11 protein-coding genes are annotated in these 13622 nt (G+C 57.9%); 5 read left to right on the top strand and 6 right to left on the bottom strand.

Annotated elements, in window-relative coordinates; genetic code table 11:
- Positions 1-31: 31 nt before the first annotated feature.
- A complete protein-coding gene (locus M9920_01890; protein MCO5051038.1) occupies positions 32-652 on the bottom strand; it encodes an HNH endonuclease in 621 nt (206 codons plus the stop codon).
- A gap of 104 nt (positions 653-756) precedes the next feature.
- Between M9920_01890 and M9920_01885 the strand changes: the two genes are divergently transcribed.
- The 4 genes from M9920_01885 to M9920_01870 all read left to right on the top strand — a co-directional run bounded on the left by M9920_01885 (position 757) and on the right by M9920_01870 (position 5529).
- Complete coding sequence (locus M9920_01885) at positions 757-2505, top strand: tetratricopeptide repeat protein (GenBank protein ID MCO5051037.1); 1749 nt, start codon at positions 757-759, stop codon at positions 2503-2505.
- A 2-nt stretch (positions 2506-2507) separates the two neighbouring features.
- Positions 2508-2930 carry a secondary thiamine-phosphate synthase enzyme YjbQ gene (locus tag M9920_01880; GenBank protein MCO5051036.1) on the top strand — a complete coding sequence of 141 codons (423 nt, stop codon included), beginning with the start codon at positions 2508-2510 and terminating at the stop codon, positions 2928-2930.
- Positions 2931-3093: 163 nt separating this feature from the next.
- Positions 3094-4347 (top strand): response regulator, encoded by a 1254-nt coding sequence (locus tag M9920_01875; GenBank protein ID MCO5051035.1) that lies wholly within the window; start codon positions 3094-3096, stop codon positions 4345-4347.
- A gap of 3 nt (positions 4348-4350) precedes the next feature.
- Complete coding sequence (locus tag M9920_01870) at positions 4351-5529, top strand: response regulator (GenBank protein ID MCO5051034.1); 1179 nt, start codon at positions 4351-4353, stop codon at positions 5527-5529.
- Between the two features lie 48 nt (positions 5530-5577).
- Here M9920_01870 and M9920_01865 read toward each other — a convergent pair whose 3' ends face one another.
- The 3 genes from M9920_01865 to M9920_01855 all read right to left on the bottom strand — a co-directional run bounded on the left by M9920_01865 (position 5578) and on the right by M9920_01855 (position 9073).
- Positions 5578-5901 (bottom strand): divalent-cation tolerance protein CutA, encoded by a 324-nt coding sequence (locus tag M9920_01865; GenBank protein ID MCO5051033.1) that lies wholly within the window; start codon positions 5899-5901, stop codon positions 5578-5580.
- A 121-nt stretch (positions 5902-6022) separates the two neighbouring features.
- A complete protein-coding gene (locus tag M9920_01860) occupies positions 6023-6676 on the bottom strand; it encodes a DUF2959 family protein (protein MCO5051032.1) in 654 nt (217 codons plus the stop codon).
- Positions 6677-7003: 327 nt separating this feature from the next.
- A complete protein-coding gene (locus tag M9920_01855; GenBank protein ID MCO5051031.1) occupies positions 7004-9073 on the bottom strand; it encodes a hypothetical protein in 2070 nt (689 codons plus the stop codon).
- 251 nt (positions 9074-9324) lie between these two features.
- On the opposite strand from M9920_01855, the gene M9920_01850 reads away from it, so the two are divergent.
- On the top strand, positions 9325-11778 hold the full coding sequence (locus M9920_01850) for a DUF5010 domain-containing protein (GenBank protein MCO5051030.1): 2454 nt from the start codon (positions 9325-9327) through the stop codon (positions 11776-11778).
- Between the two features lie 609 nt (positions 11779-12387).
- Here the strand turns inward: M9920_01850 and M9920_01845 are convergent.
- Positions 12388-13098 carry a family 10 glycosylhydrolase gene (locus M9920_01845; protein MCO5051029.1) on the bottom strand — a complete coding sequence of 237 codons (711 nt, stop codon included), beginning with the start codon at positions 13096-13098 and terminating at the stop codon, positions 12388-12390.
- A 15-nt stretch (positions 13099-13113) separates the two neighbouring features.
- Complete coding sequence (locus M9920_01840) at positions 13114-13512, bottom strand: hypothetical protein (protein MCO5051028.1); 399 nt, start codon at positions 13510-13512, stop codon at positions 13114-13116.
- Between the last annotated feature and the right edge of the window lie 110 nt (positions 13513-13622).

Here is a 13622-nt window from a genome sequence, read left to right as displayed (position 1 = left end):
GGCGCGTTCCGAACGCAACTCCGCGCTGCGGTTATTCCACGTCTTCGCCCAATTCGACGTTCCAATAGGCGAGGTTGACGAAGTGCTTCCAACTGTCGTGTTGATGCAGGCTGAAGTTGATCTGCACAAAGGGTCGCCACTTGGGCCGCTTCGGCTTCTTGACGAGTTTCATGCCCACTTCCTGCGGCGTGTGGTTCGCCTTGCGCGTATTACACTCGATGCAGGAGCAGACAATATTTTCCCACGTCGTCGGCCCGCCACGGTCGCGCGGGATCACGTGATCCAGATTGAGGTCTTTGCGATCAAAGACTTTGCCGCAGTACTGACAGGTGTTGCGATCCCGCTCGAAGATGTTGTGGCGCGTGAACTTGACCTCCTTCTTGGGCATGCGGTCGTACGCCAGCAACAGGATGACGCGCGGCAACCGAAGGCGGAACGAGATGGCGTGGATGGATTCTGGATGAGGTTCCTGCTGGGAAAAATCATGCCAGGCGGAGAAGTTATAGGTTTGGAACGATCCGTCAGCGTGATTTAGAACAACCTGCGCGTGCCCTTGAAACAACAACGTCAGCGCGCGCCGGGCCGTGCAGATATTTACCGCCTGCCACAGCCGGTTCAACACCAGAACATGTTGGTTCAGGATTGAGCTCATAACGAGGCAACTGACGGCGGTGACGCTATCACGACCGCAGTTCCCGTGTCAAATTCCACACGCCGTCATTGCCAAAGCAACGTCCGGTTCATTAACTTGTGGCCATGAAGCGCATCTGTGTTTGGTGGCTGTGTTGCCTGGGGATTTTGGGGTGGGCGCGCGCGCAATCGGTGGAGGGACAATACGTCCACGTTTACAACCTCATGCAAGAGGCCGAGGCGTTGCGCACGTCGGGCGACGAATCGAGTGCTCTGACCCGATACCTGGAGGCGCAAACGGCCCTGAACCAAATCCAGAAAGTTTATCCAAGCTGGAATCCCAAGGTGGTCAATTTCCGCCTCCAATTTTTGGAGAACCGGATCGCCGCCGTTTCCAAATCAACTCCAGCGCCCGCCGCCAGCGGCGCGCAGGAAGCAACCCAATCTCAGGTGGTGAAAGGGACCGAGCCAACGGTGGCGGATAATGCTGATTTGAAGCGGGAAATTGCTTCTTTGCAGGAGTCCGTGCGGCAGTTGCAATCGGAGAAGACGATCCTAGAAGCCAAACTGAAAGAAGCGTTCAGCACCCAACCCGCGGCGATTGATCCCGGTGAACTGGCAAAAGCGCAGGCGCGCATTCAAACCTTGCTCAAGGAAAACGAGTTGTTGCAAGCCCGTTTGGAACAGGAGCAGAAACGCACGGCGCCGAGCGAAACCGAGGCGTTGGCCGCCGTGCGCGCGGAGAATGAGTTGTTGAAAAAGCAACTGGCTCAAGCCCAAGCGGCGGCGACCTCGGCTCCGGATTCCAGCTCGACCGAGCTGGCGCAGCAATTGGCGGCAGCCCAGGCCCGGATTGCGGCGCTGAATTCCGATGCCGAGGTGATGCGATTGGAAAAGGTCGCGTTGGAAAACCGGTTGGTCGCGGCCCGGGCCGCGCAAGCGACGCCGGCCGCAAAGTCGGAAATCGTATCGCGCGGGGGCGCGGATGAGCAAATCAAGGAACTCGAACGCCAGCGCGACGAGCTTTATCGGGCGTTGGAGCGTCGCAACGCCGGCAGCGTGGATAATGCGCGCACCCAGCAGTTGATGACGCAGGTGAATCAGTTGACCCGCGAAGTGGAGAGCTTGAAAGCGCGACTTGAAGTCTTCGAGGCCAAAGCGATTCCCTATTCCGCAGAAGAGCTGGCTTTGATGGCCGCGCCCAAACCGACACCGGAACTGACGGCGTTACCCAGCTCGGCTTCCAGTCCATCCGTGAACGGCGCGGTGGCGGGGCAGGGGACGCCGGGAAGCGTCATGGCGTTGGCCGCCCGCGCGCAGCAACTGTTCGCCTCGAGGCAATACGACAAGGCGGAGGAGGATTACCTCGCCATCTTGCGTCAGGATGAAAACGATCCAAAGACCTTGGCGAATCTCGCCGCGATCCAGATCGAACTGGGACACTTGTCTGACGCCGAGACTCATCTGAACCAAGCCCTGGCCCTCGCCCCGGACCATCCGCACGCGAATCAGTTGATGGGTTACTTGAAGTTTCGGGAAGAAAAATATGACGAAGCCATTGCCGCGTTGAATCGGGCGGCGAAGTTGAATCCGCAGAATGCCGACATCCAAAATTATCTGGGGGTTACGCTGAGCCAGAAGGGGCTGCGCGGTCCGGCCGAGCAGGCGTTTCGCAAAGCCATTACGCTCAATCCAGCGCATGGCGGCGCGCAAAACAATCTGGCGGTGTTTTACGCTTCGGAAGAGCCGCCCAATATTCCGTTGGCGCGCTTTCACTATGAGAAAGCCATCAAAGCGGGGCAACCGCGCAACCCCGATTTGGAGCAGTTGTTCGAGACGAAAGCTGCGGCAACCAAAAGCGGTGTGGCGCGATAATCATGAGCCGCCAGGCCTTTCACGAATTATCCCTCAGCACGCGCGGACGTGGTTTGTATGAAATCACGTCTGAAGTGATCGCTTGGATCGAGGCCGGGGGCTTTCAAAACGGACTGGTGACGCTGCTGCTGCGGCATACTTCGGCTTCGTTGTTGATTCAGGAGAACGCCGATCCGGACGTGCGAACGGATTTGGAACATTTCTTCGCGCAACTGGTGCGGGATGGCGACCGCCGGTGGGTTCATAATTGCGAAGGTCCCGACGATATGCCGGCGCATATTCGAACGGCGTTGACGTCGGTGAATCTCAGTCTGCCCCTGCAGCAAGGTCGGCTGACCTTGGGCGTCTGGCAGGGGATTTACGTTTGGGAACACCGCCACGCGCCGCACGCGCGGAAGGTCAGTTTGCATTACCTGGGTGATTGAAGTACGTGGCGACGGGCCTGTTGTCCGAGAAGCGGAATTGATGGGGCGGGCGGCTTTCCGGCTTGTTCCCGAACCCTGCGTGATTACGATGACGTGTCGGTTGTCGTCGGATTACGACGACTGAAGCGGGGCCGCAGCGTGAAGAGTCAAAGTAGAACAAGTCATGGCTGATTCCACAGATGAAACGATAAAGCCGCGCAAGCGGGGAACGCTGCTCATCGTAGATGATGAAGTCGGCGTGCGTGAATCCCTGCGCGTAGCGTTCCAGGGTGATTACACGATTCATCTGGCCGCTGACGGGCCGGCGGCGATTGAGATCGTTCAAAAAGAGCGGATTGAAGTCGCCATTCTGGATATTCGGATGGAAGGCATGTCGGGAGTGGACGTGCTCGAACGAATCAAGTTCATTGATCCCACCATCGAGGCGGTCATGATCACGGCGTTTGAAACCACGGACACCATCCGCCGGGCGCTGAAACTGCGCGCCTGTGATTATCTGAACAAGCCCTACGATCTGGCCGACATGCGCGCCGCCGTGGCGAACGCCATGCAACGTCGGACCTTGGACACCGTCATCCTTAACAACAACGAGAAGCTGCAAAAACTATACGAAGAATTGCAGCGGGAGAAGGTGGAGGGCCAGATCGCCCAGGGCCGAAATGACATTTACGCCAGCGTCATCCATGACATCAACAATCCGTTGACGGTGATTTCCGGTTCGCTCCAACTCATCCACCAACGGCTCGGATCGGGAGATTCCGTGGATGCCGAGACGCTGACGTTTGTCAAAGATCGGTTGCGGATTGTGACCCGGCAGGTGACGAATTGCGTCGAAATTGCGCGTCGCTACCTCAGCTTTTTGCGGCGCCGTCCGGACGAGTTCACGCACATTAGCGTCAATCAACTGTTGGCGGATCTCGAGTCGCTGCTGAAGCTACATTCCAGTATGACCGGCAATGAACTGGAAGTGCAGCCGCTCGCGCAGAATCTGGCCGTGAAAATGAACGGCACGGATTTGATCCAGTTGTTGCAGAACCTGACCGTGAATGCGCTGCAAGCGTCGTCCCACGCGCACCGGGTTCGCCTTGCGGGCAGCGCCTTGTCCGAACCGCTGGCGTTGGAACAATTCAAGGATGGTCCGGGCGAGCGTTGTCTCAATGTGGAGAATTTTCGCAATGTCCCGCCACTGGTGAAATTGACGGTCAGCGATAACGGCCCCGGAATTCCGTTCGAGATTTTACCTCGGATTTTTGAGCCGCGCTTTAGTACCAAGGACGCGCGTCATGGCACCGGTCTGGGCTTGAACATCGTATCGCGCCTGGTCAAGGAAGGGAACGGCGTGCTCCAGGTGAAAACCGTGCCGGGAGAGGGAACGACTTTTATCATTTATCTGCCGGCCGCGCCGGTACTCGCTTAATCCATGATGACAAAAACAATCTTGTTAGTGGACGACGATTCGTTGGTGCTGGAATTGTATCGAAAAAAGCTCGTGGCCGGTGGGTATGAAGTTCACACCGCCACTGACGGATTGGCCGCCATCAAGCTGCTCGGCGAAATGGTGCCTGATTTCATCGTGCTGGATTTGATGATGCCCCGGCTCTCAGGCGCGGATGTCATGAAATTCATTCGGAGCAAGCCATCATTGGCCCGCGTTCCGGTCGCCGTTTGGACAAATGCCTTCATGAGCGAGCAAGCGCGTCAGGTCAATGCGCTGGGGATCAGTCGCGCCATCGTCAAAGGCGACTATACGCCCGCGAAGCTATTGGAGCTGGCGAACGAAATGACCAGCGATAAACCGGATTCCGCCCCGACGGCTGACGCGCAATCCCCGGACGCAGCTCTTCCGGCCCCACGCAGTCCGGAGGTGGAAGCCTTCCGGGTTGGATTTCTCAAAAAAGTCGCGGCAGAATATGAAACGCTGCGCACGCTGACGGAGGAATTTGGTCGCGACTCGGCGTTGGCCAGTCGCACCGGCAGCTTAAGTGACCTTGGTCAGCGCGTGCATCGCCTGAGCGGCTCGGCGGGTTTGGCGGGGCTGCCGTACCTGGCGCGATTAAGCAATGCGCTGGAGGCCTTGTTGGTGGAATTAACCGACAAACCACAACTCATCAATGCGTCCACCACTCGCACGGTGACCAACGCGGTGACTCTGTTGGGCGACTTGATTCAACGCGCTCCGACGGAGCGTTACTCCGACCCCAAACTGGGCACGGTGCTGACGGTTGACGACGATCCGACGTCGAACGAAGTGGTGCTCTCCGCGCTGCGCCGTGTGGGAATAACCGCTGAAGCCGTCACCCATCCCAACGCGGCCTTGCACCTGGCAACACAGGAACAATTTGATCTCGCTCTGCTGGACGTCGAGTTGCCGCAACTGAATGGGTTTGAGTTGACCCGCAAACTGCGGGAATTGCCGGGGCACGCGAACTTGCCGGTGGTCTATATCACGTCCTACGTGGATTTTGAACACCGCGCCAAGGCCGCCGGCACCACGGATGGTGATTGGATCATCAAGCCGATCCTGCCCATCGAATTGGCGATGAAAGCGCTGTCGCATTTGATTCGCGCGCGCTTCGCCAGCCCCGCCGCCAATCCCTGAGGCTCGGGCGTTCGGACTGAAACGCAAAACTGATCGTGAGGCAATGGCTTACGCGCAACTTCCCCGCACCCAATCCAGATAACGCTTTGCGCCGGCGGTAATGTTCAGCACCACAAATTCCGGTGTGTCGTAGGGGTGCGCTTCAAGAATGAGTCGCTGTAAAGCGGGAACACGGGAGCGGACCGTTTTGAGCAGGAGTAAAACCTCAAAGCTGCGTTCCAAGCGCCCTTGCCAGAGGTAATGGGACTCAATTTGCGGCAGCAAATTGGCGCACGCGATGAGCCGTTTTGACAACGCCAGTTTGGCCAGGTGACGGGCGGTTTTCAGATTGGGCGCCGTGACGAGGACGAGTCGGAATTGAGTTTGAGCCATGCGTCAGGTTGGCAGAAAACCATTACGACGTCACGGATATCCCGATTCACTCGCTGGATCAAACTGGCCGGGCGCGGAAACTTCCGACCGGCCAGCTTGGTGAGCGCTGAACAATTAACAATTATGGGGCTGGGGCGGTGGCGGACAACTCCACGCCCAGATTCCGAAAGTGGTTGACTAATTTCTGCGCGGAATCTTGCAGCGTGTGACCGTCGCGGGTGGTTTTGTCGGTCACGTCTTTGATGGCGGCCAGACCGCCCGCCGTCAGATCCGTGCTCAGCGCTATTTGGATGTCCTTTAAATCCTGCATGAACGGATCAAACGCCTGTTTCGCTTCGGTGTAACCGCTCTTGACCTCGATAAATTTTTGCTGCATTTCGGCGCGGCGCGCGGCGCTGCGATTCTTAATGTCCTCGTTTTGAATGGCGGCGAGTTGTTGATCCCAGCGCTGGAAGTATGTATTCCCGTCCTTGCGCATTCCCTCCACCTGCTTGCGCACGTCGGCCGCGGTGGATTCCAGGCTCTTGACCGCTGCCGTGAACTTCTTGAAATCTCCACTGAGATCGCCCTGGGGATTGTTGACCAGCTCACTCAGGCTGCTGAGCACCGTGTCAATCTTGGTTTGTCCGGTGGCGATACTGTTGGCTGCATCCATCAGGTCCGAAGCGGTGCGGTCGCCCTTTTTGTAATTATCCGTGGCACATCCCGCGAGCGCTGCCACCAGCCACACGGCGAGAACATTTTGCAGGAACGGTTTCAGAGTCATGATTTTCATAATGATTTTTCGTTAATTCCGGAAAGTGGTTGCGACCGAAATGTCGGGTAGTATCAATTGCGCTTGGCTTGTCGGGCCGCATCTGGCCTCGCAAACCGATATTGATGCTCCGCTTTTCCCCGGCGGGAGTAAAGTCGGAAGTAAGTCAACTGAAGTATCAGAACTGGATATCGTACGCGAGGATGCGAACGACCACCGCCGAGGACGGCGGTATCACCTTGGGTCTGGCTGGAACAGCCAACTTGGCCGCACCGGTCGGCAATGTGCCGACCAGTGCCGACCGGTTTCACCACGCTGATCTCAGATGATTGTGGTCTGGCTTCGTAACTATCGAACTAATCGGAAGAACTGGGTGCTGTTGCTGGTGGGCAGACGCGCCACTTGCTGATCGCCAATCACTTCAATCGTTACGTTGATACCGCCCCATTGCGGGTCATTCAGGTTCTCGGCGCTCTGGACCACGAAACCGGTGGCGGTTGCCGGCCAACTGAGAACGATTTCGTTTCCTTCCAGGCTGATGTTCAGGGTGACTTCCACGGGTTTGCAGTCCTCGAGGGGATTCACTCCGGCCAGTGGGCCGCACGGCCGGATGACGCCGTAGCGGACTTGCGTCACTGCAATTTTCGCCGGTACGCCGTTCGCATCCTGCACAATGAACCGGGCCGCCGCCTGGGGGCCTTGGTTGACGCCGGTAAAGTTCATGTCTTCGATTTCCCAGTAGCCTTGTTTCCAGGTGTCGCTGCCTTCGAGCGTTACGTAATAGCTATCCGGAGTGTAGGCAAAGGACAGGATTCCATTTTTCATGGTGCGATACACCTCGGGACGGAAGCGCGTGCCGGCCAGAGCGGGATCATCATAGTAGGTGACGCAGATGGCCAAATGCGCGTTGGGTTGGGTGGTTGGCCCGAGGGCTTCTCCGACAATCTGAAAGTTAAGGAACTCGTGCTTGGCGCCTGGCGTGCCGTCGTCTCGTGCCGGATGGACCGCCATGCGTCGGTCACCGGCTGGCCCGGCTTCTTCCTCGATCATTTCCTGATCGCCACTGCTGGTGCCTAATTCCAAGCCGTCGTGGATTCCCTGAGCCAAATCTAGTTCGGCATAATTGCCATATCGCTCGGTGCAGATGTTGGGGTCTTCATAACAATCCGCCAGCGGGTCCTGTCCGGCCAAGGGGTGGTCGCCCGTGCGCAGTACGGCCAGTTGAATCGAGGAAACAAAGACCTGCGCATTTTCGGAGATGAATCGGGGGCCAGCCGTGTGCGTCGGGGCGACATTCACGCCGTATAAATTTACGTTGGGAATGGCCCAGGAACGCCGGATCCATTCGCCCGTGCCTTCCAGGGTGTGACGTTGGTTTTCCGGCACAAACGCCACGCCTCCCGAGGCGTCGGTGGCAAAAGCTTCCGGCCCGAAGCGCACGTCGTAACCCGCAAAATTGGGATCATCATAAAATTCCACGCAGACCTTGATGGTGTGCGGATCATTGCACGGTTGGCCGAGATAGTTATCCGTGATGCCGAAGTTCAGGTAGTTCCATACCGGACGGATCGCGCGGCGTTTGTCGCCTTCCGGACCCACGTTGTCCTGGTATTCAACCACCTGATCGCCTTGGTCAATTACTTCCATGTGATCGGCTGTGTTATGGGCAATGTCCAAGCTGGCAAGATTGGTGTCCGGCTCGGGGTCGCAGGTTTCTGGAGGCAAAAATTGATTGATTTGTTCCGGTTCGCCAAAAACTCCTTGCGGCCCAAAAGCAATGACGCGCACCGTCAATCCGGGTACGGATTGGAAGCGAATCGTTCCGCCATTGACCCCGCCATATTGGTAGGCGCCTTGGGCGTTACCCGGGATGGTGCCGATGTAGCGACCTCCATCCGAAGGTCGGATATCGTTTGGGATCCGAAACAGTACCCAGTTCCAACGTTTGTTGTTCACCTCCACCGGAAGTTGGCCGCCGTTGACATCACGGATTTCAGGCAGGGTGCCGGTTAGAAAATTGAAATTACGCGGTTGTCCTTGATTGTTGAGCAGTGTCGTATCGCCGTAAACCTGCAGAAGGATGTCAATGGTTTCGTAATTGGCCCATTCCGTGAAGTAGAGGTCGGCGACGTTTAGATATCCGGCGGTGGTCTTTTTGCCAGTGTGCCCGTCGAGGGTGATGTCGGTCGTCGTTTGATCGCCGTCGTTGCGAATGATGAGCGCATCCTCAATCCATGCGCCCCCCGGTGAAGTGAGCAGGTAATCCGTCACCACGAAGTGGACGGGCAGGTCCGGGTTGATGGTGGAGGGCCAGGCCTCGGGATCGAATGGTCCGTCCTGTCCGTGGGTCAGCGTGACGGCTCCGAGCACTAACAACGAAGTGATTAAACCAGGAAGGGTTTTGCTTTTAATATTCATGGTGGCTCTTAGTTTGAATTTGGTTACTATATCCATACCCACCGGTGTACGTGGCTGAATGTCCTGTTCTCTGCCGTAATGCACGTCTCACCTGTTGGTAACGCTCGCATTCTTTCATCTCCGCAAAGTGTTTGCAATTCTTTTTTAAGGTGCGTTTTTCCAACGCAACGGCCATCACGTTCTTTCTGACTTGATGATTCAGACTCGACTGAAAGGCTCGACAGCGAATTTTGCGGTGATAATTTCAGGTCATGACAACCTGCATCCGTGCGCTCGGTTTCAGTGTGAGCCACCTGCTCACAATTGCTTTTGTACTATGGAATGTCGGCGGTGGGGCGCAGTCCATCAATCCGCCGCTCGGGCCGTACTTGCATCCGCGCGCCGAGGATCTGGCTTTAGCGAAGAACTTTACCAGTCAGTCGCCCGTGGTGCTGACCACCTATTTTTATTGGTACGACGTTCTGTCGGGCGCGCACCTCACGAATCACGACGGCTCGGATGCTTTGACCGACCATCCGCCGACCTTGACCGGATTTTCGTATAAGCTGGAGTCGTGGCATCGCGAGCAACTGGAGGATATGATCGCCGCCGGGATAGACGTGCTGCTGCCGGTGTACTGGGGCGAACCTTCGCAACGTCTTTCCGGGCAACCCATCAGCAGTCAACCTTGGAGCTTTTCCGGATTGCCGCCGTTGGTGGCGGCGCGCGCCGCGTTGGTGGCGGAGGGTGCGCAGCCACCGGGCATCGGCCTGTTCTACGATACTTCCACGCTCCAACATAATGCGGCAGGTCAGCATGTGGATCTGACCACGGAGGCCGGGCAACGCTGGTTTTACGAGAGCATTCGGGATTTCTTTTCGCTCGTGCCGGCCTGGCATTGGGCCACGATTGAAGGTCGTCCGATCATATTTCTTTATTCGGCCAGTTTTGCCGCCGCGCATGATCAAGGCTGTATTGATTATGTGCGGCAGGAGTTCGCCAAAGATTTCAGCGGTTGTGATCCGTACATCGTTCGGGAAATTTCCTGGAATGTTACGGCAGACAACACCTACGCCTGGGGTGGCGCGCTGGGGTTGCGTAATTCCGGCGTGGCCGCTTTGGGGCCGGGTTACGATCACTCCGCGGTGCCCGGTCGCACTCCGCTCGTTGTGCCCCGCGAGGAGGGCGCTTTTTTTGAGCGCAACTGGATCCGACTGCTGCGCGCCCCCACGCGGCTGGTCCACATTGAAACTTGGAATGAATATCACGAGGGCACTGACATCGCGGCGTCGTTGGAGTATGGCCGACAGTACATTGAACTGAACCGGCAATACGTGGATTGGTTCAAGGCGGGCGTCGTGCCGCCCCGTCCGCGCGGCGACTATTCGGATTTCAAATCCATTCGCACCACGCTGTCCGCAACGAATGACGCGCATGGATTGATCCAGTTCGAGTCCGCCGACGGGGTGACCACCAATACGGTGATCGGCGGGCAGCCGTGTCGGGTGGTGGTGCCGACCATTTACGGCGGCCGCTACATTTACCTGAAGATGGATGACTCGTTCAAATGGGCGGACACCATGCTCGTGGACGTGGAGGTGGATTACTTTGATACCGGCAGCGGGAGTTTTCACCTCGAGTACGACGGGTCAGATACCAACGCGCCGTTCAACGGCGCCTACACGGCCAGCGGCACCAGCATCACTTTGGGGGGCAGCGGCCAGTGGAAAACCGCCCGGTTCCGCCTGTCCGAAGCCCGCTTTCTCAATTCGCAAAATGGCGGAGCGGATTTCCGGATCGCACTGTCGCCGAGTGCCACGACTTTGCATGTGCGCGAGGTGCGGGTGATGCGGCTGGGCGTGCCGGTGGAATCGGGGCAGAATCTGCACGGCTGGCAGCAGGACTTTGGAGTGCCGTTGGAAACCAATTGGGTCGTGCGCGGTGATCCACAGGCGTTTCAGCAACAAGGCGGCGTCCTCCGGGTGCAACCGATAACCAATGGCAACAACGCGGTCCTGATCGCAACCACGCTTGGAAATCAATCCACCGTGGAGTTGCTTGCCCGGGTGCGACCGATGTCGCTGCCGCCGGGCGAAGGTTGGCTGGGCGGACTGGCTGTGGGCGCGGCCACCAATGCGGCGGGCGAGTATTCCAGTCAATTGGGCGCGAACCAAGGGGTGACCCAGATCGGAATATTCGGTCCGGGCGCCACGGCAGGACCGTTGGCGGCAGCGACGTGGACCACCAATCGTTGGTATTGGTTGCGCGTGCGACACCAGACCAACGCACTTACCAACTATCCGGATTTATTGACTCGCTTGTGGCCAGCCAATGGGGAAACGTCGGAGCCGGAACAATGGAGGACCTGGTACGATTATTTTCCGGCCCATCCCGAAGCGACCGGACAGGTGGGACTGGTGACTGGCCAAGGTTGGTGGGAGGTGGATTGGTTGTTGGTAAAGGCGGACGATTTGCCGGAAATACTGGCGCGGCTCCCAGCCCCCAAACCCGCCTACGCGCAACTCAGGCCAATTGATTACACTCCGGAAACCGGAATTCGGTTGGAGCTGCGCGGCGATCCGGGCGTTGGATATTATCTCGAACACACCAGCGACTTTTCCGAGTGGACCGGCCCGGCGCTGCTTATTGGCAGTAATGGCGTGGTGGAGTACCAGGATGCGGAAACGGCAACGCAACGATTTTACCGCGCGCGCTTGGTGGAGTGATGTCTGCGTTGAGGCGATAATACGACGGCGCAATCGCTCACGACTGGCTGGGTGGGTTCAGTTTGAGTGGAACGGTTTACTTTAGAACCGGATGTCGTCCGCGAGACGCGAACGACTACCGCTGGTTGGACGGCAATGCTCTCCCAATGCCCATTCCTTTGCCAATCATTCCCTTGTCTTCCCGTTCGAGCATTCCGTGTATTTCGCGGTTCTATTTCCCTGGGAGGGATGCGTTGCGCCGCGTCCCAAATTAGTTAGGGACGACGTGGAAGTCGTCCCGCCCGGCCTGGCGGGACCCGGAGTGACGCGCGCTATAGCGGTTTAATTAAAGTTGTAGCCGTGGCACCGAACGAGTGTAACCCAATGAAGGTGGGGTCCGGATGGGGAATTGCGCCTCTGTCCGCGAGGTTTTGGACTGCGGCAGTCTTCTGCCGCTTTGGAATCATCGGCCCGCGACCGGAAAGCGGCAGAAGACTGCCGCAGTCCAAGGCGCGGTCGCGCCAGTGCTCGCCCCGAACCCAGGGCGCTCGTCCGTTTGCCCCCAATGCTTGGCTTGAGGTTGGAAGGCCGCTGCGTCATGTCGGCGGTTATAGGAATACTTAAAATGCCCTAGCGTCGAGCGTTGAGATACTCGGACGGTTGTTTGAATGGGCCGGACTTGAGCGTGGCCAAATCGTCGTCGGTGAGCGCCGAGGCGCTGAACAGAATGACGCCCGCAGCGCCGAGTTGTCGCGCTCGTTCCACTTCCTGCAAAACCGTTGGCAACGGGGTCGCGCCACCACTCCATTTTACGCCAATGCCGATGAACACGGGGCAGGGCTGCAAATCCTTCAGAACGCCTTGGGTCAGACGGGTGAAGTTGTCCAAGTTGTCGGTATAATTTTGCGAGGCGTAATAATCCAGCCAGCCCAAGTCCGCCCAGCGTTTCCAATCGCGCCCGAGCCGGCGATCATTGCGCCAGAGCGGACCGCCGTTGACGGAGAGGATTGGCCGTGGCGTGCGTTGTTCCAGTTTCGCGCGCAGTTCGCGGATGAACTCCGTCATGCCCAGACAACGAAAATCCTCCGCCGCCGGGGTGTTGATGGAGGCGACCAGATCCGCGCCATAAATTTTTTGGAACAATGATTGGCACAGGTCGCAGGCGCAACTGCCAGGATAACCAAACCCCGGTTCTTCGATGTGAATGGAAATCCCCGGATAACGGTCCAGCATGGATTCGAGCAATTTCACCTGCCAGGCGCGCGCTTCGGGGTGCATGGGGCAGACGTCCGTCATCGGCGCGGACACTACTGGCGGCTGCCCCGGTTCTTTGGGAGGCATGACGCGCCGTGCGGCCTAGGCGGGATCGCCGCCGTGTTGCGGATTGAAATCCGGACTGCCCGCCGATTTGTAGTAAGTGAAGGAATACCAGAAATGCACCTGCAGATGGCGTTGCTGGGCGCAGCGGACCAGTTCTCCCAGCGCGTCCCACTTGGCGGTGGGCTGACTGCTTTGGTACGCGGGATCGGTCAGCGCGGCCATGTATTCGCTGAGTACCCAGGGGAGCACGAGATTGAAATTGGCGTCGGCATAACGATCTACAAACGCTTGAACCTCCGCTTTGCCTTGAATCGGATCCGCATTGAAATGGGTGAGGTGAACCCAAATCCCACGAGCCTCTGGCGCAGCGGCAAATGTATCGGCACGACTAAGCCCAGCGGAAAACCAAAGCGCCAGTGCGAGCACCGCTATCATCGGCAAACCGGAGCCAACACGAATGCGCTGTGGCTTTATGAGGCTAAAGGTGGAAACGGTTGGCGTTGCTTTTGACGCGGCCGATTCAGAGCGGGTGGCAATTATTTTCA

Source organism: Verrucomicrobiia bacterium (genome assembly GCA_023953615.1).
Taxonomy (GTDB): Bacteria; Verrucomicrobiota; Verrucomicrobiia; order Limisphaerales; family JADLHS01; genus JADLHS01.
This window is presented reverse-complemented; position numbering and strand designations above follow the sequence as displayed.